General features: G+C 64.9%; 22 protein-coding genes and 1 tRNA gene. 12 read left to right on the forward strand and 11 right to left on the reverse strand.

Features of this window, described 5'->3' with window-relative positions; translation table 11 throughout:
- Window positions 1-239: 239 nt before the first annotated feature.
- From rssA to EPD81_RS08340, 4 genes are all read left to right on the forward strand, one after another.
- A complete protein-coding gene (rssA, locus tag EPD81_RS08325) occupies window positions 240-1121 on the forward strand; it encodes a patatin-like phospholipase RssA (protein WP_142805115.1) in 882 nt (293 codons plus the stop codon).
- Window positions 1118-2566 (forward strand): FAD-binding oxidoreductase, encoded by a 1449-nt coding sequence (locus EPD81_RS08330; protein ID WP_142804989.1) that lies wholly within the window; start codon window positions 1118-1120, stop codon window positions 2564-2566. The genes rssA and EPD81_RS08330 overlap by 4 nt, the downstream gene beginning before the upstream one ends.
- Entirely contained in the window at window positions 2563-3543 is a 981-nt protein-coding gene (ispB, locus tag EPD81_RS08335) for an octaprenyl diphosphate synthase (protein WP_142804990.1), read from the forward strand. The genes EPD81_RS08330 and ispB overlap by 4 nt, the downstream gene beginning before the upstream one ends.
- A gap of 12 nt (window positions 3544-3555) precedes the next feature.
- A tRNA-Pro gene (locus tag EPD81_RS08340) sits at window positions 3556-3632 on the forward strand.
- Between the two features lie 8 nt (window positions 3633-3640).
- Here EPD81_RS08340 and fliR read toward each other — a convergent pair.
- The 4 genes from fliR to EPD81_RS08360 form a co-directional block, all read right to left on the reverse strand.
- A complete protein-coding gene (gene fliR, locus EPD81_RS08345) occupies window positions 3641-4444 on the reverse strand; it encodes a flagellar biosynthetic protein FliR (RefSeq protein ID WP_142804991.1) in 804 nt (267 codons plus the stop codon).
- A 133-nt stretch (window positions 4445-4577) separates the two neighbouring features.
- Window positions 4578-4844 (reverse strand): flagellar biosynthesis protein FliQ, encoded by a 267-nt coding sequence (fliQ, locus tag EPD81_RS08350; RefSeq protein ID WP_142804992.1) that lies wholly within the window; start codon window positions 4842-4844, stop codon window positions 4578-4580.
- A gap of 9 nt (window positions 4845-4853) precedes the next feature.
- Window positions 4854-5606, reverse strand: a complete 753-nt coding sequence (fliP, locus tag EPD81_RS08355) for a flagellar type III secretion system pore protein FliP (protein ID WP_142804993.1) — start codon at window positions 5604-5606, stop codon at window positions 4854-4856.
- Window positions 5603-5956, reverse strand: coding sequence for a flagellar biosynthetic protein FliO (locus tag EPD81_RS08360; RefSeq protein WP_185955404.1), 354 nt, complete (start codon window positions 5954-5956; stop codon window positions 5603-5605). The genes fliP and EPD81_RS08360 overlap by 4 nt, the downstream gene beginning before the upstream one ends.
- Before the next feature lie 170 nt (window positions 5957-6126).
- Between EPD81_RS08360 and EPD81_RS08365 the strand changes: the two genes are divergently transcribed.
- The gene (locus EPD81_RS08365) at window positions 6127-6900 is read left to right on the forward strand and encodes an MBL fold metallo-hydrolase (protein ID WP_142804995.1); all 774 of its coding nucleotides are present in this window, start codon (window positions 6127-6129) and stop codon (window positions 6898-6900) included.
- Window positions 6901-6962: 62 nt separating this feature from the next.
- Here the strand turns inward: EPD81_RS08365 and EPD81_RS08370 are convergent, their stop codons facing one another.
- The 6 genes from EPD81_RS08370 to tkt all read right to left on the reverse strand — a co-directional run bounded on the left by EPD81_RS08370 (window position 6963) and on the right by tkt (window position 13209).
- Window positions 6963-7388, reverse strand: coding sequence for a DUF1841 family protein (locus EPD81_RS08370; RefSeq protein WP_142804996.1), 426 nt, complete (start codon window positions 7386-7388; stop codon window positions 6963-6965).
- 138 nt (window positions 7389-7526) lie between these two features.
- A complete protein-coding gene (gene nth / locus EPD81_RS08375; RefSeq protein WP_142805116.1) occupies window positions 7527-8183 on the reverse strand; it encodes an endonuclease III in 657 nt (218 codons plus the stop codon).
- Between the two features lie 88 nt (window positions 8184-8271).
- Window positions 8272-8949 (reverse strand): RnfABCDGE type electron transport complex subunit B, encoded by a 678-nt coding sequence (locus EPD81_RS08380; protein ID WP_221929278.1) that lies wholly within the window; start codon window positions 8947-8949, stop codon window positions 8272-8274.
- Window positions 8946-10130 (reverse strand): phosphoglycerate kinase, encoded by a 1185-nt coding sequence (locus EPD81_RS08385; RefSeq protein WP_142804997.1) that lies wholly within the window; start codon window positions 10128-10130, stop codon window positions 8946-8948. The genes EPD81_RS08380 and EPD81_RS08385 overlap by 4 nt, the downstream gene beginning before the upstream one ends.
- Before the next feature lie 10 nt (window positions 10131-10140).
- Window positions 10141-11160: a type I glyceraldehyde-3-phosphate dehydrogenase gene (gene gap, locus EPD81_RS08390; protein ID WP_142804998.1), complete on the reverse strand. Its 1020-nt coding sequence runs from the start codon at window positions 11158-11160 to the stop codon at window positions 10141-10143.
- A gap of 30 nt (window positions 11161-11190) precedes the next feature.
- Window positions 11191-13209, reverse strand: coding sequence for a transketolase (tkt, locus tag EPD81_RS08395; protein WP_142804999.1), 2019 nt, complete (start codon window positions 13207-13209; stop codon window positions 11191-11193).
- A gap of 139 nt (window positions 13210-13348) precedes the next feature.
- Between tkt and EPD81_RS08400 the strand changes: the two genes are divergently transcribed.
- The 3 genes from EPD81_RS08400 to EPD81_RS08410 are packed head-to-tail and all read left to right on the forward strand — an operon-like array spanning window position 13349 to window position 17795.
- The gene (locus tag EPD81_RS08400; RefSeq protein ID WP_304649917.1) at window positions 13349-15844 is read left to right on the forward strand and encodes a DNA translocase FtsK; all 2496 of its coding nucleotides are present in this window, start codon (window positions 13349-13351) and stop codon (window positions 15842-15844) included.
- Window positions 15841-16497 carry an outer membrane lipoprotein carrier protein LolA gene (locus EPD81_RS08405; RefSeq protein ID WP_142805000.1) on the forward strand — a complete coding sequence of 219 codons (657 nt, stop codon included), beginning with the start codon at window positions 15841-15843 and terminating at the stop codon, window positions 16495-16497. The genes EPD81_RS08400 and EPD81_RS08405 overlap by 4 nt, the downstream gene beginning before the upstream one ends.
- A complete protein-coding gene (locus EPD81_RS08410) occupies window positions 16494-17795 on the forward strand; it encodes a replication-associated recombination protein A (RefSeq protein ID WP_142805001.1) in 1302 nt (433 codons plus the stop codon). Before EPD81_RS08405 ends, EPD81_RS08410 begins: the two co-directional genes overlap by 4 nt.
- On the opposite strand, the gene EPD81_RS08415 is transcribed toward EPD81_RS08410, so the two are convergent.
- Window positions 17790-18071 (reverse strand): hypothetical protein, encoded by a 282-nt coding sequence (locus tag EPD81_RS08415; RefSeq protein WP_142805002.1) that lies wholly within the window; start codon window positions 18069-18071, stop codon window positions 17790-17792. The genes EPD81_RS08410 and EPD81_RS08415 overlap by 6 nt on opposite strands.
- A 197-nt stretch (window positions 18072-18268) precedes the next feature.
- On the opposite strand from EPD81_RS08415, the gene serS reads away from it, so the two are divergent.
- Genes serS through EPD81_RS08435 form a run of 4 tightly spaced genes read left to right on the forward strand, consistent with a single transcriptional unit; the run spans window position 18269 to window position 22394 of the window.
- On the forward strand, window positions 18269-19555 hold the full coding sequence (serS, locus tag EPD81_RS08420; protein ID WP_142805003.1) for a serine--tRNA ligase: 1287 nt from the start codon (window positions 18269-18271) through the stop codon (window positions 19553-19555).
- Window positions 19556-19577: 22 nt separating this feature from the next.
- Window positions 19578-20702, forward strand: coding sequence for an NAD(P) transhydrogenase subunit alpha (locus EPD81_RS08425; protein ID WP_142805004.1), 1125 nt, complete (start codon window positions 19578-19580; stop codon window positions 20700-20702).
- A gap of 13 nt (window positions 20703-20715) precedes the next feature.
- Window positions 20716-21021: an NAD(P) transhydrogenase subunit alpha gene (locus tag EPD81_RS08430; RefSeq protein WP_142805005.1), complete on the forward strand. Its 306-nt coding sequence runs from the start codon at window positions 20716-20718 to the stop codon at window positions 21019-21021.
- Window positions 21018-22394 carry an NAD(P)(+) transhydrogenase (Re/Si-specific) subunit beta gene (locus EPD81_RS08435; RefSeq protein WP_142805006.1) on the forward strand — a complete coding sequence of 459 codons (1377 nt, stop codon included), beginning with the start codon at window positions 21018-21020 and terminating at the stop codon, window positions 22392-22394. The genes EPD81_RS08430 and EPD81_RS08435 overlap by 4 nt, the downstream gene beginning before the upstream one ends.
- Window positions 22395-22401: the final 7 nt, after the last annotated feature.

Raw genomic sequence — 22401 nt, forward strand, 5'->3', positions numbered from 1 at the left:
TGCCAAAACGGTAGGGGGTTTTTGCGTCGACCTCGTGGGAAACGCTGAATAATTGGCTGCGCGGGTGAATCGCTGCGTTGCGCGGTGCTCGCTCCCTCGCCTATCCACTCGATATGTCTCGGTCGCTGCGCTACCTTCCGCCCTTGCGCTTCATCCCGCTCGCTCATTTCTTCAGCGTCTCCCTTGTGCGCCTTTCCTTGAGCTAAACTGGCATTTTCCGTTTGTTTTTGGTGCGTCCTATGTCGCGAATCGGTATTGCGCTTGGCTCTGGGGCGGCGCGTGGATGGGCTCATTTCGGTGTGATTCGTGCCTTGCGTCGTCTCGGAGTGAAGATCGACGTGATCGCAGGGACGTCGATCGGTGCCATCGTCGGGGCGGCCTATGCTTCGGGGCGCTTCGATGCCATGCAGCAATGGGTAGAATCGCTTTCCTGGGTCGATGTGCTATCGCTGATGGATGTTTCCCTGCGCGGCGGTGCGCTTCAAGGCGACCGGGTGATCGACTATTGCGCAGAGCATTTCTTCGCGTCGCGATTCGATGAATTGACGATCCCTTTTGGTTGTGTGGCCACGGAACTGACGACCGGGCGTGAAGTCTGGCTACGGGAAGGCCCGTTGCGTCCAGCGGTGCGCGCTTCCATTGGGCTTCCTGGAATGTTCACGCCGACCAAGCTGCACGGCCGTTGGTTCGTCGACGGTGGGCTCGTCAATCCCGTGCCCGTGAGCTTATGTCGTGCACTGGGAGCCGAACTGGTCATCGCCGTCGAGTTGGGATCGAGTCGGATGGGGCGGCATTTCCGTTTACCCAACGGTAACGGTAGTGTGGAACGCTGGAAGAACCGCTTGTTCGCCATGGTGGGGTTGACTTCCTCGGGCGAGGCGGACCAAGCGGAATCGTTGCCGCCGATCGCTGCGGTGCTGGCCACTTCGGTCAACATCATGCAGATGCGTATCGCGCAGTCACGTTTGGCGGGGGACCCGCCCGAGGTGTTGATTTCGCCTCGAGTGGCAGATTTGTCGATCCTCGATTTTCACCGCGCAGCGGATGCGATCGAGGAGGGCGAGGCGGCTGTACAGCGGGTAGAGTGGCAGATTGCCGAATTGCTGGAGAGCGCGCGATGAGCGCTTCCGATCTGCTTCGTTCCCTGGCGCGCTGTGTGGGTGAGGCACACGTGCGTTGCGCCGAGTCTGAGATGGCCGCTTTCCTTCTCGACTGGCGTGGGCGATATCGCGGCCGAGCCTTGGCGGTGGTTCAGCCTGCCACGACAGACGAAGTGGCGGCAGTGGTGCGCCATTGCCGCGTGTATGGGGTGCATATCGTTCCCCAGGGCGGAAACACGGGGTTGGTGGGCGGCGCGACACCGCTCGAAGAGCAGGCCCCGGCGATCGTGCTGCACTTGGGGCGTTTGCGCCGAATCCGTAGCCTGGAGCCGCAGGAGTTCACCGTGGTCGCCGAAGCGGGGGTGACGGTACGGGAGGTGCAGGAGGCGGCGCGTTCGGCGAACCGCCTGTTTCCCTTGTCGCTCGCCTCGGAGGGCAGCGCCACGGTGGGTGGAGTGTGCGCGACGAACGCGGGGGGCGTACACGTCCTGCGTTACGGCACGACGCGCGACCTGGTGCTGGGCCTAGAGGTGGTGCTTGCCGACGGCAGCGTGATTTCTTCGCTCCAAGGCTTGCGCAAGGACAACACCGGCTATGCGTGGAAACCCCTCTTCGTGGGCTCGGAAGGGACTTTGGGCGTCATCACCGCGGCGACCTTCAAGCTCTTTCCTCTGCCCACCGAAGTCGTGACTGCGTGGGTGGCCGTACCGGATCCGGCCGCGGCGGTGAGGCTCTTCTCCTGGCTGCGTGAGATGGTGGGCGAGGGGCTCGAGGCGTTCGAGCTGATGGGCCGCACGACGCTCGAGTTGGTATTGAAACACATTCCCCAGGCGAGGGTGCCCTTTTCGGGCGAACCTCCGGCATGGTCCGTGCTCGTCGAATTCGCCGAAGTAGGGCGGGGGACGCAATTGCCGGAGCGGGTGGAGCGTGCCTTGGCCGCAGCCATCGAGCGGGGTTGGGTGCAGGATGTGGCGCTCGCGGCCAATGAGGCGCAACGCCGGGCGTTGTGGGCGTTGCGTGAGAATGCCTCCGAAGCGCAGCGTTTCAAGGGATTCAGTTTCAAGCACGACGTCTCTCTGCCGATCCGGGCGCTTCCAGAGTTCATCGCCGAGTGTGAGGCGCGCCTGCGCCGGCGTTGGCCCACCGTGACGCTCGTCTGTTTCGGGCATCTCGGCGACGGCAATCTGCACTACAATGTCTTCCCCACCGGGATCGAACCAGCCCAATGGCCGCTCATCGAACCGCGGCTGTCGGGATTGGTGCACGACACCGTGGCCGAATTCGGCGGTTCGATTTCGGCCGAGCATGGCATCGGACGCCTCAAGGCCGAGTTGTTGCCGCGCTACAAGTCCGAGGAAGAGCTTTCTTTGCTGCGCCGTCTCAAGGCAGCGATCGATCCAGAGAACCTGTTCAATCCGGGCAAGGTCGTGCGTGGCGACGACCGCCCGTGTAGCGAGGAAACATGACGCCAACGCCGACGATCAAGGAGATCCTTGCGCCGCTGCAACCGGACATGGCGCGCACCGACGAGGTGATCCGGCGCGAACTGCATTCGGATGTGGCGCTGGTGCGCAGCATCGCCGATTACATCATCGCCGCCGGTGGTAAGCGCTTGCGCCCGGCGCTGCTCTTGGCGGTGGCCCGCGCCTTGGGCTATGACGGGCCGCACCATGCCACCCTCGCTGCCGTGGTCGAATTCATCCATACCGCCACCTTGCTGCACGACGACGTGGTCGATGAATCCGATCTGCGCCGAGGGCGTGAGACGGCCAATGCCGTCTTCGGCAACGCCGCGGCGGTCCTGGTGGGGGATTTTCTCTATTCCCGTTCGTTCCAGATGATGGTTTCGGTGGAGAGCATGCGGGTGATGGCGGTGCTCGCCGAGGCGACCAACGTCATCGCCGAGGGCGAAGTGCTGCAGTTGATGAACCAGGGCAATCCCGACACCACGCTCGAGGATTACTTCCGCGTGATCGAATACAAGACCGCCAAGCTCTTCGAGGCGGCGGGCCGCCTGGGGGCCATCCTCGCCGGGGCGTCGCCCGAGGTCGAGGAGGCGATGGCGGCTTTCGGGCGGGAACTGGGCTGTGCTTTTCAAATCATCGATGATGTGCTCGACTATGCGGCCGATCCGGCGGTGTCGGGCAAGAACGTGGGCGACGACCTCGCCGAGGGGAAACCGACCCTGCCGCTGCTGCACGTGCTGCATCATGGCACGACGGTGCAAGCGGACCTCGTGCGGCAAGTCATCGAGCACGGGGGGAGAGAGCATCTTTCCGCCGTGCTCGAGGCGATCGCGGAAACGGGAGCGCTGGAGGTCTCGCGCCGCGTCGCCGAGCGCTATGCCATGGCGGCCAAGGCGCGACTGGCGTGCTTGTCCCCTTCCCAATTCCGGGAATCATTGCTACAATTATCAGACTTTGCGGTGAATCGTTCTGCATGAATCGCAAAACGTCGGGGAATAGCTCAGCCTGGTAGAGCACTGCGTTCGGGACGCAGGGGCCGGAGGTTCGAATCCTCTTTCCCCGACCACCTCTTTTTCATCTTCCGCCGAATGCCTGGATTACTTGCCCGACGGCCTCGATGCCTTCGGCGAATCCCTGTTGCAGTATCCCTCCCATGGGGCTCAAACTCGCCAGCAAGGCGAGAAAACCCATCGTTATCGTGATGGGGAATCCGATCGCGAAGAGATTGAGCTGGGGGGCGGTGCGTGTGAGTATGGCCAGCGCGATGTTGGTGAGCAGCACCACCGCCGTGATCGGGAGCGACAGCAGAAAGGCGAATGCGAAGAGCGTCACCGGATAATGCAGCATCACTGCCATCCCTTCTTGCAGGGCGAGATCGGCGCCGAGGGGAATCCAGTCGAAGCTGACGACGATGGCATGCAGCAGCATCAAGTGGCCGTCGAGAGCAAGGAAGAGCAAGGTAGCTACCACCGCGAAGAATTCGTTCAGCACCGGTGTCTGGGTGCCGGAGGTGGGGCTATAGAACACCGCGAAAGACAACCCCATCTGGAATCCGACCATGGCGGCAGCCAGGTCGATCGCGGCGAAGATGAAGCGCAACACGAAGCCGCAGGTGATGCCGATGAGCAGTTCTTGGGCGATGATCGGATAGATCAGCCAGGAGTCGAGCGGAATGGATGGGGCAGGCGGCAGTACCGGCGCGATGGCCACCGTGATCGCCAGCCCCAGTACCAGGCGAATGCGGGTGGGTAGCGCTCGATTGGAGAATACCGGCGCCACCGCGAGCAGGGACAGGATGCGCACCGCCGGGAAGAAGTAAGCGGAGATCCATGCCGACCATTGTGCTTCCGTGATCGTCCACATTGCTTCAGAGCCCATGAATGGATGTGCTGCGCGGACAGAGTGCTTTTTCGCCCGCCGTGCGTTCCTCGCTTGCCGTCTCGATGGATCTCGTCGTGGCTTTTCGGGCGTTTGCTACGCTCTCTGCCGGCAATGATCGATTCACGGATCTTTAGCCGATGAGCGAGGGAAGCGAGGAGAGCAGCCGTGTGAGGTAGTCGGTGATCGTCTGACCCATCCATGGGCCCATCACGATGAGGGTGGTGAACACGGCCACGAGCTTGGGGACGAAAGTGAGCGTCATTTCGTTGATCTGAGTGGCGGCCTGGAAGATGCTCACCAGCAGACCCGTAGCCAGGGCAGCGATGAATGGCGGGGCACTCAGTAGCAGGGCCGTGATCACGGCGTCGCGAGCGAAATCCATCAGCAAGGGGGTCATGGTGGGTCCTCAGACGAGTGCGAAGCTTTTGACGAGCGAACCGATGAGCAGGGTCCATCCGTCGACGAGTACGAAGACGAGGAGCTTGAAGGGGAGCGCGACGATCACCGGCGACATCATCATCATCCCCATCGACATCAACACGGAGGCGACCACCATGTCGATGATCAGGAATGGGAGAAAGACGATGAAGCCGATCTGGAACGCCGTCTTGAGCTCGGAGGTGACGAAGGCCGGTATGATGACGCGCAGTGGCAGGTCCTCTGCCCGTTCGACCGGTGGCGTCTTGGCCAGGTCGGCAAAGAGGGTGAGGTCGTTGTCGCGCACCTGGGCGAGCATGAAGCGCTTGGTCGGAACCGCGGCGCGCTCCAGTGCCTGCGTGAAATCGATTTGGTTCGCTTGGAGAGGTTGCCAGGCTTCGACGTAGATCCGTTCGGCCACCGGCGCCATGATGAAGAAGGTGAGGAAGAGCGCCAGGCCAATCAATACCTGGTTCGGTGGCGAGGTTTGCGTGCCGAGTGCCATACGCAGCAACGAGAGCACGATGATGATGCGGGTGAAGCTCGTCATCATCAGGATTGCGGCGGGGATGAAGGTGAGGGCGGTGAGCAGCAGCAGCGTCTGCACCGTGAGGGAGTAACTCGTGCCACCGTCGCTGGCCGGGGTGGCCGTGGCCAGCGGAAACCCTTGGGCGGCCGCGAGCGAGGGGAGGAGCAGGGCGGCAAACCCGAACAGCGCGATGTGCGCCCGTTTCGCTCTCATCGGCGTGCTCCTTCGCCTTCGCTGGTGGAAGGGGAGGGGGGTGCAGTGCGGCGTTCGTCGATGGCGGCGTTGAGCTGCTCGGTGAATGGAGTGGGCGGTTCGGGCAGGCGTTGTAGTAGCGTGATGGAGGAGGGGGTGACGCCGAGCAGTAGCCGTATGCCTTCGGCTTCGAGCAGGACGACGCGCTCGCGCGTGCCCACCGCGATCACCCCGACGATGCTCAGTCCCGTGCGTACCCCTCGGCGACGCTGCAAGTTTTTCATGGCCGTGAAAACTGCCCATAGGGCGACTGCGGTCAAGCCGAGACCGAGTGCGAGCTGAGCCATGGGGTGAATCCAGTCGTAGGTCATGATGGAGCTCTCCTCGAAGATAGGATGGCATGAAAGGGTGGAGACCATGTCCGGAAAAGAGGGGAGAACCCGGGGGTTTTCCTCGCTTCGCAGAAAAATACACGCCTCTTGGTGTGAAGTCCCCCGCTTCTTGGTAGAATGTTCGTATATCCGTTCCGTGGGATGGGATCATGGCGGTCGAACTATACAATGACGGAAAGCATATCTGTCTGGCGTTCTACGACCTGGTCGATGAGCAGGGGGATCATGCCGTGCAGTGCAATCAGTTCCTCGTCATCGACAACGGTCACGCGGCGCTGATCGATCCGGGCGGGAACATGACCCATACTGGTTTGTTGATGGGCATGAGCCGCTACTGTCGCCCGCAGAACGTCGACTACATCTTCGCGTCGCATGCCGACCCGGACATCATCGCTTCGGTGAACAAGTGGATGGTGACCACGCACGCCAAGGTCTTCATCTCCAAGCTGTGGACGCGTTTCGTACCCCACTTCACCACGGGCAAGGATTATTCTTCTCGCATCATCGGTATTCCCGATCCCGGTATGCGCATCCCACTAGGCAAGAGCGAGATCGTCGCCGTGCCGGCGCACTTTTTGCATTCGGAAGGGAATTTCCAGTTCTACGATCCCGTCGCCAAGATCCTCTTCTCGGGAGACTTGGGCGTGTCGCTGGTCGATCACGAGCAGGCGGCGAAACCGGTGGAGGATTTCGATCGCCACATTCCCAAGATGCAGGCTTTCCATCAGCGCTACATGATCTCCAACAAGATCTTGCGCTTTTGGGCCAACATGGCGCGCCAGATCGAGATCGAAATGTTGGTGCCGCAGCACGGGCAGCGTTTCGTCGGCAAGGAGATGGTACGTCGATTCATCGACTGGATCGAGACCTTGCCCTGCGGCGTCGATCTCATGGCTCAGGACGCCTATCGCATCCCGCTCTGAGAGCGCCCTGAGCGCGGGTATGCGAAGGCCGACGGAACTGCATTCCGTCGGCCTTCGGCGTTTCAGCGCCGGGTACGGCGGATGCGCTCGAGGTAGCGGGCGTTGTCGGGAGGAATGCGGTCACGCTGGGCTTCGTGTAGCGTTTCGCCCAGGGCCTCGAGCACGTCGTGTAGGGCTTCGTGGAGGTCTCCACGTGCGGCGAGCCGCTCCCGCCAGGCGGCGCGGATGCCTGGGGGCTGGTCGATCGAGAGTTGCTCGGCGATCGCCAGATGCAGCGACAGGTGCAGGAAGGGGTTGAGGCCGCCGTCTTCCGGCGTGTAATCGCGCGCGAGCGCCGCCTCGTCTTCCAGCAGAGGAAAATACTCCGGGTGCAGCGCGATCACGTCGGCGGCCATCGCCTCGATCGGTTCGAGCGGCTGCTTGTCCCGCCATTTGCGATAGGCTTGGACAAAGAATCGCCGTACCTCTTCACGGTTGGGCGTGAACATCGTTTGTCTCCTGGGGAAACGCTGAATCATTGGCTGCGCGGGCGAATCGCTGCGTTGCGCGGTGCTCGCTCCCTCGCCTATCTACTCGATATGTCTCAGTCGCTGCGCTCCGTGCGCCTTGCGCTTCATCCCGCTCGCTCATTGCTTCAGCGTCTCCCTAGTGCCGGGGGGCTTGTGCGGCCAATGACAGAGATCATGAACCGGGCAGGTGTCGCAGCGCGGTGCCCGGGCGGTGCACGTATAGCGACCGAGCAGGATGAGCCAGTGGTGCGCATGCCGCCGAAAGCGCGGCGGGATGCGCGCCGTGAGCGCTTCTTCCACGGCCCGGACGGTCTTTCCCGGGGCGAGGCCGGTGCGGTTGGCGACGCGAAAGATGTGGGTGTCGACGGCGATCACAGGGTGCCCGAAAAGGGTGTTGAGCACCACGTTGGCGGTCTTGCGCCCCACGCCGGGCAAGGATTCGAGGAAGGCCCGGTCGTCCGGGATCTCGCCGCCCGTAGTCTCCAGCAGCCGGCGCGAGAGTTCGTAGAGGTGCTTCGCCTTGCTGCGGTAGAGGCCGATGCGGCGGATGTGCTGGGCGATGCCTGCTTCACCCAGCGCCACCATGGCGCGCGCATCCGGTGCGACGGCGAAGAGGGTGCGCGTGGCCTCGTTGACGCTCTTGTCGGTGGCCTGCGCCGAGAGGACGACCGCGGCGAGCAACTGGAAAGGGGTGGCGTATTCGAGCTCGGTCGTGGGATGGGGATCGAGCGCGGCGAGTCGCTCGAAGAAGGCTTCGATCTCCTGCGGCGTCATGGGCGGGGCGGGGTCGGCCGCGGCCGCTTCCCCGGCACCGAGGCGTTTGCGCTGGCGGCGCCGTGCCTGCGTTCCGTCGGCCGCTTTTTCAGGTGCTCGAGCCATGCGTTTTTCCGCTTCGGGCACGTGCGAGGGCGGCCGCCACGAGCGTGCGTTTGAGCTGATCTTCGTCGCGCGGACGTCGGATGCGCTTGCGGGGATCTTCGCCGAGTTCGAGCCGGGCCTGGCGACGCAGGAAACGCATGCGCGAGGCGCTCGCCTCGGGGAAGGCGGGTGCGGGCAGCAGGACGATGCAGTCGACGGGGCAGGGAGGTAGGCACAGGCCGCAGCCGGTGCATTCGTCCTCGATCACCGTGTGCATGCGCTTGGGTGCGCCGAGGATGGCGTCCACCGGGCAGGCTTGGAGACACAGCGTGCAGCCGATGCAATCCGCTTCGACGATGCGGGCGACCTGGGGCGCTTGCGGTGGGCCGACTTCGGGATCGAGGGGGGTGGCGGGTACGCCGAGCAGGCTCGCCAGCCTGCCGATGAGCACTTCCCCGCCCGGAGGACAACGATTCGGCGTGCTCTCACCGCGCGCGAGCGCCTCGGCATAGGGGCGACAAGCAGGATAGCCGCAGCGGCGGCACTGCGTTTGCGGCAGCAGGGCGTCGATCTCGTCGGGCGTGGGCATCGTTTTTGGGTCGAAGAGGCGGGAAAAGACCGGTGCGGCGTCGACCGTCCGGGCCGAGAGGAGGTTCCCGGCCTGGACGGAATCAGGGCTCAACCGTCGTAGCGCGCTTCGAGCGCGGCGATGGCGGGCAGTTTCTTGCCTTCGAGGAATTCGAGGAAGGCTCCGCCGCCGGTGGAGATGTAATCGATGTCCTTTTCCACGCCGAACTTTTTGATGGCAGCGATGGTATCGCCGCCGCCGGCGAGTGAATAGGCTTCCGAGTGCGCGATGGCGGAGGCGAGCATCTTGGTGCCGCCAGCGAACTGGTCGTATTCGAACACGCCCAGTGGTCCGTTCCACACGACGGTGCCGGCGTGCGCGACGATGTCGCAATAGCGCGAGGCGGTCTTGGGACCGACGTCGAGGATGCGGTCGTTCGGGCCGACTTCATCGACTGGGACGCGGTTGGCACGGGCAAACGCCGAGACTTCGTCGGCGACGACGACGTCGACGGGCAAGGGGACTTCGGAGCCGCGCGCGGCCATCATGTCCATGATCGCCTGCGCTTCCACCACAAGTTCCGGCTCGGCGAGCGATTTGCCGATGCGCTTGCCCGTGGCGAGGAGGAAGGTGTTGGCGATGCCGCCGCCGACGATGAGCTGGTCGACTTTCTCGGCGAGCGACTTGAGGATGGTGAGCTTGGTCGAGACCTTGGCACCGCCGACGATGGCCACGAGCGGACGCTTGGGATGTTCGAGCGCGCGCGAGAGCGCCTCGATCTCGGCGGCCATGAGGAGCCCGGCGCAGGCGACGGGGGCGAAGTGGGCGATGCCCACGGTACTGGCTTCTGCCCGGTGTGCGGTGCCGAAGGCGTCGTTTACATAGACGTCGCACAGGGCGGCATATTTGCGCGCGAGTGCCTCGTCGTTCTTCTTCTCGCCGACGTTACAGCGTACGTTCTCGAGCAGCACCACTTCACCCGGCTGGACGGTGAATCCGCCATCGACCCAGTGCTCGACGAGCGGTACCGGCCGACCGAGGAGCTCGGAGAGTCGCTCGGCGATGGGCGCGAGCGAGTCTTCGGGGGTGCAGGCACCTTCCTTGGGGCGGCCGAGATGGGAGGTGACCATGACCGCGGCGCCTTGCTGCAGGCAGTATTCGATCGTCGGGACGGAGGCGCGGATGCGGGTATCGTCGACGATGCGCCCGGTCTCGTCTTGAGGCACGTTGAGGTCGGCACGGATGAAGACGCGCTTGCCGCGCAGTTCCACGTCCTTGAGGGTCTTGACGCGCATGGTCGGCTCCTCAGGCGCAGGTGGCGAGCGCCTTGGCGGCGTCGAGCATGCGGCAGGAATAGCCCCATTCGTTGTCGTACCAGGCGAGCACTTTGACGAGCGTGCCCTCGATGAGGCGGGTTTGCGTCGCGTCGAAAATGGCGGAATGGCTGTCGTGGTTGAAGTCGCAGGATACGAGCGGGTCGTCGTTCACCGCGAGGATGCCCTGGAGCGGACCCGCGGCGGCCTGGCGCATGAGTTCATTGATCTCGTCCTTGCTCGTGGGGCGGCTCGCGGTGAAGGTGAGATCGACGAGCGAGACGTTGAGGGTGGGCACGCGCAGGGCGAAGCCGTCGAATTTACCCGCGAGTGCCGGTAGCACCAGCCCGACGGCCTTGGCGGCCCCCGTCTTGGTGGGGATGATGTTCATCGCCGCGGCGCGGGCCCGGCGCAGATCCTTGTGGCGTGCGTCGATGAGCTGTTGGTCGAGCGTGTAGGCGTGTGCCGTGGTCATCAGGCCCCGTTCGATGCCGATGTGTTCATGGAGCACCTTGGCCACCGGTGCGAGGCAGTTGGTGGTGCAGGAGGCGTTCGAGACGACTTGCATCTCGGGGCGCAGGATGCCGTGGTTCACGCCATAGACGATGGTGGCGTCGACGTCGTCGCCACCGGGCGCGGAGATGAGGACTTTTTTCGCCCCTTGTTGCAGATGGATCCGGGCCTTTTCCTTGGTGGTGTAGGCGCCGGTGCATTCCAGCAGCACATCGACGCCGTGTTCGCCCCACGGAGTCTCGAGGGGGTTCTTGGTCGAATAGAAGGGGATGCGGTCGCCGTCGACGATGAGCGTCTTGTCCCCTTCGGTGGCCACGGGGAAGGGGAAACGGCCGTGGGTGGTGTCGTATTTGGTGAGGTGCGCGTTGGTGGGTAGGTCGCCCGAGGCGTTGATCGCCACCACTTCGAATTCGTCGCGCCGGCCGAGCTCGTAGAGGGCGCGCAGGGTACAGCGGCCGATGCGGCCGTAGCCGTTGATCGCGATGCGGATTTTGCTCATGGGTCGCTCCTTGAAGGATGAAAGACGGGATCAGCGCGACAGCAGCAGTTTCGCCCGGGCGACGACGTGATCGACCGTGAAACCGAAGAACTCGAACAGGCGCGGCGCAGGAGCGGAGGCCCCGAAGCGGTCGATGCCGAGCACGTCGCCGTGACCACCGACGTAACGCCACCAGCCTTCGCCCGAACCGGCTTCGATGGCGAGTTTGGGCACGTCCGGCGGCAGCACCGCGTTACGGTATTCGATCGGCTGCTGGTCGAAGCGCCGTGTGCAGGGCATGGAGACGACGGTTGCGGCGATGCCGGACTGCGCCAGCGCCCCGCGCGCGTCGAGCGCGAGGGACACTTCCGAGCCGGTGGCGATCAGGATGAGGTCGGGGGTACGCTCGGCCTCTCGCAGCACGTAACCGCCACGCCCGATCGCTTCGATCTGCTGCGGCGAGCGTTCGATGAAGGGGAGGTTCTGGCGCGACAGCAGCAGGGCCGAGGGCCCGTCGGTACGCTCGAGCGCCAGGCGCCAGGCCACCGCAGTCTCGACGCTGTCGGCCGGACGCCAGACGTCGAGATTGGGGATGAGGCGCAGCGAGGCGGCGTGTTCGATGGGCTGATGCGTGGGGCCATCCTCGCCCAGGCCGATGGAATCGTGCGTGAGCACGAAGATCTGCCGCTGGCGCATGAGCGCGGCCATGCGAATGGCGTTTCTCGCGTAGTCGGAGAAGACGAGGAAGGTGCCGGTGAAGGGAATGTGGCCGCGATGCAGGGCGATGCCGTTGGCAATCGCCACCATGCCGAATTCGCGCACGCCGTAGTGGAGATAATTGCCTTCTCCCTCGGGTGTGACGGGACGGGCGCCAGGCCAGTCGGTGAGGTTCGAGCCGGTGAGGTCGGCCGAGCCACCCAGGATCTCGGGGAGGATCTTGGCATAGGCAGCGATGGCGTTCTGGCTTGCCTTGCGCGTGGCGATGTTCTCGCGCCGGGTGACGGTGGCGCGGATCACCTCGTCGGCCAGATCCGGCCAGCGCAAGGGCAAAAGCCCGGCGACGCGACGCTCGAACTCGTCGGCGAGTTCCGGATAGGCCCGGCGATAGGATTCGAAGCGTTCCAGCCAGGCGGCTTCGCGTTCGCGACCGGCTGTGCGCGCATCCCATTGGGCGTAGATCTCTTCGGGGATCTCGAAGGGGCCGTAGGGCCAGCCGATCGCCTCGCGTGCGGCAGTGATTTCGGCTTCGCCCAAGGGAGCGCCGTGCACCTCGCTCGTGCCTTGTTTGTGCGGGGCTCCGGCGCCGATCACGGTGCGACAAATGATGAGGCTGGGGCGCTCGGTCTCGGCTTTGGCGAGCGTGATGGCCGCATCGATCGCGCGCATGTCGTGCCCGTCGATCGCCTCGATCACCTGCCAGCCGTAGGCGCGAAAGCGCGCGGCGGTATCTTCGGTGAACCAGCCTTGCACCTGGCCGTCGATCGAGATTCCGTTCGAATCGTAGAGGACGATGAGCTTGCCGAGTTTCCATGTGCCGGCAAGAGAGCAGGCTTCGTGCGAGACGCCTTCCATGAGGCAGCCGTCGCCGACGAAGACGTAGGTGTGGTGATCGACGAGTGTGTGCCCGGGGCGATTGAACTCGCGTGCAAGGAGTTTTTCCGCGAGCGCCATTCCCACGGCGTTGGCCAGACCTTGCCCGAGCGGACCGGTGGTGGTTTCTACGCCGGGCGTCTCGCCGTATTCGGGGTGTCCCGGTGTTTTGCTGTGCAGCTGCCGGAAGCGCTTGAGATCGTCGAGCGAGAGGTCGTACCCGGTGAGATGCAGCAGTGCGTAGAGCAGCATGGAGGCGTGCCCGTTCGAGAGAACGAAACGGTCGCGGTCGCACCACTGGGGGTTGGCGGGGTTGTGTTTGAGGTGCTTGCGCCACAGCACCGTGGCCATCTCGGCCATGCCCATGGGGGCGCCGGGATGGCCGGATTTCGCCAGTTGCACCGCATCCATGGCGAGCGCGCGCAGGGCGTTCGCGAGCGGGCTGAACGTGCGCGGCGGGCGCGAGGCAGGCTGAGTCATCCGTTCGATCGTCCAGCGGGAAACAAGAACGGCGATTATCGCGCAAAACGGGGCGCCCGCGAACTCTGGGGCGGGCAGGTCGCTGGCGTATAATTGGTCTCGACCTCTTTTCTTGGGTACGGCTCGCTCGATGAATTGGATGACGACCTTGCGTTCATCTCGTGGGGTGCGGGAGATCGCCTGGTTGGTGCTCGCCGCCTTGGGGGGGTATTTCGCGCTCATCTTGTTCGGCTATTCACCGTCCGATCCCGGATGGTCGCATGAGGCGTCGACCGAGACGATCGCCAATCCCGGCGGCCGGGTGGGGGCTTGGTTGGCGGATCTCTGCCTGTCGATCTTCGGGGTGTCCGCTTGGTGGCTTTTGGCGTTTGCCCTGCGCGGTCTGTGGTCGGCGTGGCGTCTGTGGCAGGGGGATGAACGCTCGACCGCGGGGTGGCGTGCTTCCATGGCCCTCGCCGGTGCGGGCTTGCTCGTGCTGCTCTCGAGCAGCAGTGCCTTGGAGGCCCTGCGCTTTCATGGGCACGGCATCGTGTTGCCCGCGGGGGCCGGCCCCGGGGGGTATCTGGGGGGAGAGCTCGCTCAGACCGTGGCGCGCTATTTCGGGTTCACGGGAGGGACTTTGCTGTTGCTCGTGGCGTGGATGGTGGGGGTGAGTCTGACGTTCGGCCTTTCTTGGCTCGACGTGTGTGAACGCGTCGGGGCTTGGGTGGAGGCGGGTGTGCATCGCTTGCAAGGCCGCTGGGAGCGTCAGCGGGCCGAATCCTTGCGCGACATGGCTGCGGTCACGGTTTCGTCCGTACGGGCTGACGGAGAAGGGGGTGTGCGTGCTCGCTGGGAACGGTGGCGTGCCCGCATCGTGCAGGCAGGGCAAGGACTGCGCCGTTGGGCCCGGAGGGGAAGGTCGCCCGATTCGAGCCGGCCCCGGCAGCGGGTCGAGCCGGATCTTTCTGCTCCACCGGGGAAGGATACGGACGGGGCGTTCGATGCCACAGCCTCCGAGCCCGTGTCCACGATGCACACCGGTGCCCCGAGGTCCAGCCCGAAACGGCACGGGCGACGAGACCGAGACGAGGGAGAGGGCGTTTTGCAAAGTTCGCCCCCGTCCTCGAGTTCCGCCCTCGGCGCTCAAACTCCCTCTCAAGCGTCCGCCCCCCTGGAGCCGCGGCCGCCTTTGGCTCTGCTGGATGCACCGACGCTCGGCGGCGTGTCGGTGAGCGCCGAGGCGATGGCGGCCACCGCTCGGCTCATCGAGAGCAAGCTCGCCGAATTCGGCGTACGCGTGCAGGTGGTCGGAACGATTCCCGGCCCGGTGGTGACGCGCTACGAGATCGAGCCGGCCACGGGGGTGAAAGGGGCGCAGATCGTCAATCTGGCCAAGGACCTGGCGCGGGCGCTGTCGCTCGTATCCATTCGCGTGGTCGAAATCGTCCCCGGGAAATCCTGCATGGCGTTGGAAGTACCCAATCCGAAGCGCCAGATCGTGCGTCTGAGCGAAGTGCTCGATTCGCGCGCCTATCGGGAGATGGCCTCACCCCTGACGCTGTGTCTGGGTAAGGACATCGCGGGACAGCCGGTGGTGGCGGATCTCGCCAAGATGCCGCATCTCCTGGTGGCCGGAACCACCGGTTCGGGTAAGTCGGTCGGCATCAACGCCATGATCCTGTCGCTCATCTACAAGTCGACGCCGGAGCAAGTGCGGCTCATCATGGTCGACCCGAAGATGCTGGAACTGTCGATCTACGAGGGGATCCCGCACTTGCTCTCGCCGGTGGTCACCGACATGCGGCTCGCGGCCCAGGCGCTCGACTGGTGCGTGGGCGAGATGGAGCGGCGCTACAAACTGATGGCGGCGCTGGGGGTACGCAACATCGCTGGCTACAACGCTTTGCTCGAGCGGGCGCGGCGCGAGGGCGAATATCTCGGCAATCCCTTCTCGCTCACGCCGGATGCACCCGAACCCTTGGAAAAGATGCCTTACATCGTCGTCGTGGTCGACGAGCTCGCCGACCTGATGATGGTGGTGGGCAAGCGCATCGAGGAGCTCATCGCCCGACTCGCGCAGAAGGCGCGGGCGGCCGGCGTCCACCTCATCTTGGCGACCCAGCGTCCTTCGGTGGACGTGATCACCGGGCTCATCAAGGCCAACGTGCCCACGCGCATCGCCTTTCAGGTTTCTTCCAAAGTGGATTCACGCACCATCCTCGACCAGATGGGGGCCGAGACTTTGCTCGGCATGGGGGACATGCTCTATCTCGCGCCTGGAACCGGTCTGCCGCGTCGGGTGCACGGGGCTTTCGTCGCCGACGACGAGGTGCATCGGGTGGTCGAATACCTCAAGCGGCTCGGACCGCCGCAGTACGTCGAGGCGGTGCTCGCCGAGCCGGAGGCGGGAGAGGAAGGAGGGGTGGAAGGTCCGGACGGGGGCGAGGAGAACGACCCCTTGTATGATCAGGCGGTGGAGGTGGTGCTGCGTACGCGCCGCCCGTCGATCTCGCTGGTGCAGCGGCATCTGCGCATCGGTTACAACCGCGCGGCGCGGCTCATCGAGGCGATGGAACGCGCAGGGCTGGTGTCGCCGCCGGAGCACAACGGCAACCGCCAGGTGCTGGTGCCGGCGCGGGGAGAAGATGCGTGACGAAGGTGTTGGCCGGATGGGGGGTTGCGTTGTCGATGATGTTTGCCGGTGTGGCCCTTGCCCAGCAACCGGCAGTGGCCGAGGAGGCGGTGCGAAGGCTCGAAGCGTTCGTGTCGCAAACGAATGCAGCACAGGGGCGATTCCGTCAAGAGGTGCTCGATCGTCAGGGGCGAGTGCTGCAGCGTGCCGAGGGACGATTCCTCTATGAACGGCCGAGCCGTTTCCGCTGGGAAGTGCACTCGCCGGCGAAGCAGCTGGTGGTGAGCGATGGAACGGTCGTGCAGGTCTGGGATCCGGATCTGGAGCAGGTGATGGTGATGCAGTTCACCCATGCGCTCTCTGGATCTCCCGCGGCGATTCTCGCAGACTCCCAAGCCTTGCATCGCGAGTTCGTCCCGGAGGGTGGGGAGATCGATGGCGAGCGCTGGGCGGTGCGCCTGCGGGCGCGTTCGGCCGAAGCGGGCATCGAGCGCGTCGTGGTCGAAGGCGAAGGAGAGCGGTTGCGGCGCATGCGCATCGAGGATCATTTCGGCCAGACGAGCGAGATCACGTTCACCGAGTTTCAGCGGGCCTGGTCGGTGCCGCCGGCCGAGTTTGCCTTTACTCCGCCGCCCGGCACCAAGGTGCTGGAAAACCACCCGGGGCGGCGATGAGCGGGGAGGCGCGCGCGCCGCTCGCCGAGCGCATGCGTCCGCAGCACCTCGACGAGGTGGTGGGGCAGGAGCATCTGCTCGGTCCGGGCAAGCCGCTGCGGGTCGCCTGGGAGCAGGGGCGGCTTTTTTCCATGATCCTGTGGGGACCGCCCGGGGTGGGAAAAACCACCCTCGCGCGCTTGCTCGCGCAGGCGGTGGGGGCGCGCTTCATCGCCCTGTCGGCCGTCATGGCGGGGGTGAAGGAGATCCGCGCGGCGATCGACGAGGCCCGTGCCGAGCGCGAACGCGGCGGCACGACGGTGCTCTTCGTCGATGAGGTGCACCGCTTCAACAAGGCGCAGCAGGACGCCTTCCTGCATCAGGTCGAAGAGGGCCTGGTGACCTTCATCGGGGCGACTACCGAGAACCCTTCCTTCGAGGTCAATTCGGCGTTGCTGTCGCGCACCACCGTGTTGCGGCTCGAACCCCTGGATGCAACAGCGCTCACGACGCTGCTCGCGCGTGCCGAGGCGCGTTTTCCCGAGGAGGCGGTGCCTTTGGACGAGGCGGCGCGCGCCATGCTGGTCGAACTCGCCGACGGGGACGCGCGGCGGCTGTTGAACGACGTGGAGTGGCTGTGGCAGGCGGCGCGGGCCCGGGGGCAGGCGGTGATCGACGTGCCGTTCGCGCGTTCGGTGATGGGCGAGCGGCTGCGGCGCTTCGACAAGGGGGGCGACGCCTTCTACGACCAGATCTCGGCCCTGCACAAGGCGGTGCGCGGCTCCGACCCCGACGCCGCGCTCTACTGGTTCGTGCGCATGCTCGACGGCGGTGCCGATCCGCTCTATCTGGGGCGGCGCATCGTGCGCATGGCGAGCGAAGACGTGGGTCTTGCCGATCCACGCGCACTCACGCTCGCCCTCGATGCCTGTGCCGCTTACGAACGGTTGGGTTCTCCCGAAGGGGAGCTGGCGCTCGCCGAGGCGGTGGTGTACCTGGCCTGTGCACCGAAGTCGAACGCCGTGTACCTCGCGTACAACGCCGCGCGTGCCTTCGTGCGTCAGGACGGCTCGCGCCCGGTTCCGCTGCATCTGCGCAACGCCCCGACCCGGCTCATGAAGGAGTTGGGCTTCGGCAAGACTTACCGCTATCCGCACGACGAGCCGGAAGGGTACGCCGCCGGCGAGCGTTATTTCCCCGACGGCATGACGCCGCAGCGCTGGTATCGACCCGTGGAACGGGGGCTGGAGGCGAAGATCCGCGCCAAGCTGGAGCACCTGCGTGAATTGGATGCGCAGGCGCAAGAGCGCCGTTCATGAACCCGCGTTGGCAGGGGCGTGCAAGGGATGGTCGGCGAGCAGCCGCTTGCAGGCCTCATGGGCGCGTTGGGCCTTGGTGGCGTCACCTTGCGCCAAGGCTCGCTCGGCGATCTCGAGCAGCCAGTTGGTCAGCACGACGATGCCTTCGTCGGATTGGGTGAGGCTGCAGGCGATGAGGCCGGCCGCTTCGGCGGGAAGATCATGATGCTCGGCCAGCAGCCCGATTTCTTCTTCAGTGAGGCTGCAGTAGTCGAGGCAGTCGCGTAACGTGAGCATGGCGAGGGGCCCTTCGAAAATATGCCACGCCGGTCACTGTAGGCGCTGCAACTCATTATTGCCAATGATTTTTTTGTTTCGGAACGATGTTCCGTCTTTGATCCTGACTATCGATCGTTTCTTCGCGCCCGATCGTTGTCGGATATGGGCAGAACTGGTATCGTTGCACCCCGTCAGACGATTGATCAGGATGTGTGATGCTCGACGTTCAGTGGTTGCGCACCCGGCTCGACGAGGTGAAAGCGGCGCTCGCGCGGCGCGGCGCGAAGATCGACTGGTCCCGCTTCGAGGCGTTGGAGGCCGAACGCAAAGACCTTCAGACCCGCACGCAGGAGCTGCAGGCGCAGAGAAATGCCCTCTCGAAGGAAGTCGGGCGGCGTAAAGGGCGAGGCGAGGACGCCTCCGAGGTGCTTGCCCAGCTTGCCCTGATCACCGCGGAGCTCGACACCTGCGAAGAGCGCCTCTCGGCCCTGCTCACCGAGTTGGAATCCTTCCTCGCCACCTTGCCCAACCTTCCGCATCCTACCGTTCCCGATGGGACGAGCGAGGCCGACAACGTGGAGGCGTCGCGCTGGGGCACCCCGCGGACGTTCGATTTTCCCGTGCGCGATCACGTCGATGTGGGCGCGCCACTGGGGTTGGACTTCGAGGCGGCGGCGAAGATTGCCGGAGCGCGCTTTGCCGTGATGCGCGGCGACCTGGCGCGACTGCATCGGGCGCTGGGGCAGTTCATGCTCGATCTGCACACGCGCGAGCATGGCTACCTCGAAGTCTATGTTCCCTATCTCGTCAATGCGCGCAGTCTCTTCGGCACCGGACAGCTACCCAAATTCGCCGAGGATCTCTTCGCCGTCCCGCGCGATCCGGAAAACTTCTACCTCATTCCGACGGCCGAGGTACCGGTGACCAACCTCGTGCGCGACGAGATCCTCGAGGAGCGCGATCTGCCCCTCAAGTTCGTCGCGCACACGCCGTGCTTCCGCTCGGAGGCCGGCGCCTATGGGCGCGACACGCGGGGCATGATCCGCCAGCATCAGTTCGACAAGGTGGAGCTGGTGCGCATCGAGCACCCGGACCGCTCCTGGGAGGCGCTCGAGGAGCTCACCGGGCACGCGGAGGCGGTACTGCAGCGCCTGAATCTGCCCTACCGCAAAGTGGTCTTGTGCGCCGGCGATCTTGGGTTTTCGTCGGCGAAGACCTATGATTTGGAAGTATGGCTGCCGGGGCAGAATACCTACCGCGAGATTTCCTCGTGTTCGAATTTCGAGGCGTTCCAGGCCCGCCGCTTGCAGGCGCGATTCCGCCCCGCCGGCGGCAAGGGCAAGCCCCAACCGGTACATACCTTGAATGGCTCGGGATTGGCGGTGGGGCGTACGCTGGTGGCGGTGCTGGAAAATTACCAGCAGCGCGACGGTTCGGTGGTGGTGCCCGAGGCGCTGCGTCCGTGGATGGGGGGGCAGGAGCTGATCGAGCCTCATCGGTGATCGGGTAGAGAGGAGGAAGAGGATGGGCGTGATCGTGGGGGTGGCGAGCGCACCGCAGCCGCAGGAGCGGCGGGTGGCGTTGGTGCCGGAGCTGGTGAAGAAGTACGAGGCGCTGGGGGCAAAGGTCGTGATGGCCAGCGGCACGGCCAAGCGGGCGCATTGGGCTGACGAAGCCTTTGCCGGCGTGGAAATCCTGTCCGAGCCGGAGGATGTGTTTCGCCGCGCGCAGTTGGTGCTGTGCGTGCAGCCGCCGCGCGACGAGGAACTCGCGCTCATGCCCGAAGGTTCGATCCTGGTGGGGGCGCTGCAGCCTTGGGCGAGCCGCGAGCGGGTCGAGCGGCTGCTCGAGCGGCGTATCACCTCCTTCGCCCTTGAGCTCTTGCCGCGTATCTCGCGCGCGCAGAGCATGGACATCCTTTCTTCCCAGGCGACGGTGGCGGGCTACGAGGCGGCGCTGATCGCCGCCGACCACAGCCCGAAATTCTTCCCCATGCTCACCTATGCCGCCGGCACCATCCGTCCGGCCAAGGTCTTGGTGATCGGCGCCGGCGTGGCGGGGTTGCAGGCGATTGCCACCGCCCGGCGGCTGGGCGCGGCGGTGGAGGCCTACGACGTGCGCCCCGACACGCGCGAGCAGGTCGAGTCGCTCGGGGCGAAGTTCCTCGACACGGGAGTGCGCGCCGTGGGCGAGGGCGGCTATGCCCGCGAGCTCACCGAAGAAGAGAAAGCACTGCAGGCGGAGAAACTCGGCAAGGCCGTGGGGCAGGCCGATGCGCTCATCACCACCGCCTCCATCCCCGGGCGGCCGGCACCGCGCATCATCACCGCCGAGATGATCGCGCGCATGCGTCCCGGCGCCGTGGTGGTGGATCTGGCCGCGGAGACGGGGGGCAACGTCGAGGGCACGGTGCCGGGCGAGAAGACCTGGATCGGGGAAGTTCTGGTGATCGGCCCGACTTTCGTGCCGAGCCGCATGCCGGTGCATGCTTCCGAGATGTTCGCCAAGAACGTGTTCAATTTCGTCTCGCTCTTCCTGCGTGATGGGGCGTCGTCGCTGTCGTGGGACGACGAAGTGCTCGCTGGCACCTGCGTGACGCATGCCGGCGAGCTCAAGAGCGAGCGGGTGCGCCAATGGCTGGGACTGTGAGGAGGGGGCTGCGATGGACGGTATGAGCGCGTTGTTCATTTTCATGTTGGCGGCGTTTACGGGCTATGAGGTGATCGCGCGAGTGCCGGTCATTCTGCACACGCCGTTGATGTCCGGGTCCAATTTCATCCACGGCGTCGTCTTGATCGGGGGGATGATCGTACTAGGGCAGACACCACCGGATGATGCGGCCTCGCTTGCCATCGGCTTCATCGCCGTGCTCTTGGGGGCGGCCAATGCGGCGGGGGGCTACGTCGTCACCGAGCGGATGCTGGCGATGTTCAAGTCGAACAAAGGTGCCGGGGAGAGCGGGCGATGAGTACGTTCATCCAGTTCGTCTATTTCCTCGTGACCGTTGCTTTCATCGTTGGCTTGAAGGCGATGAGTTCGCCAGCCACCGCGCGCCGTGGCGTGCAGTGGGCGGGGTATGCCATGCTCGCGGCGGTCCTGGTCACCTTCTATCTGCCGGGGTTGCACAACTACGGTCTGATGATCACGGCGATCGTGATCGGCGCTGCGATCGCCTGGTATCTCGGCAAGACGGTGAAGATGACCGACATGCCGCAGATGGTGGCGATCTACAACGGCATGGGCGGGGGCGCGGCGGCGGCGATCGCCGCGGTGGAATTCATGCGCGCAGATGCGGTCCATCATTCTTCGGTCGGCTTGCTCGCGGCCTTGGGGGCGATCATCGGGGCGGTGGCTTTTTCCGGCAGCTGCGTGGCTTTTGCCAAGCTGCAGGGGGTCTTGAAGAAGACCTACCGGGTGCCGCAGCAAAACAACGTGGCCTTCTTCCTCGCCCTCTTCACTTTTGGCATCGGACTGACGATCGGGTTTTCTTCTCATCCGGGCGGGTTCGAGCTCACGGTTTTCTTCCTCCTCGCCCTGGCGCTGGGGGTGCTGCTGACCTTGCCCATCGGTGGAGCGGACATGCCGGTGGTCATTTCGCTCCTCAACGCTTTCACGGGTTTGGCGGTCGGTTTCGAAGGGTACGTGCTCGCCAATCCCTTGCTCATCGTGGCGGGGACGGTGGTCGGAGCTTCCGGCACCTTGCTCACCCTCCTCATGGCCAAGGCGATGAACCGTTCGATTCGCACCGTGATCTTTGCGCCGATCACCGGCGAGGCGCAGGAGGCAGAGGGCGAAGTGACGGGTTCGCTCAAAGAGTATTCGCCCGACGACGCGGCGGCCACCCTGCGCTATGCGCAGAAGGTGATCATCGTGCCGGGCTACGGCATGGCAGTGGCCGGCGCCCAGCACAAGGTATGGGAGATGGCGCAGCTCCTGGAAGAGGCGGGAGTGGAAGTGAAGTTCGCCATCCACCCCGTGGCCGGGCGCATGCCGGGGCACATGAACGTGTTGCTGGCCGAGGCCGGGGTGCCCTACGACAAGATCTTCGATCTGGAGGAGATCAACGCCGAGTTCGCCCAGACCGACGTCGCCCTGGTGATCGGGGCCAACGACGTGGTCAACCCCGCGGCGCGTACCAACAAGGCGAGCCCCATCTACGGCATGCCCATCCTCAACGTCGACCAGGCGCGCGAGGTGCTGGTGATCAAGCGCGGCAAGGGAACGGGGTACTCGGGCATCGAGAACGAGCTCTTCTACCGCGACAACTGCCACATGGTCTATGGCAGCGCGCAGGAAGTGGTGGCGCGCATCATCCAGCGCCTCAAGGAGCTGGAAGCCTGAAGCAGGC

The sequence above is a fragment of the Tepidiphilus sp. J10 genome, assembly GCF_006980785.1.
Classification (GTDB): domain Bacteria; phylum Pseudomonadota; class Gammaproteobacteria; order Burkholderiales; family Rhodocyclaceae; genus Tepidiphilus; species Tepidiphilus olei.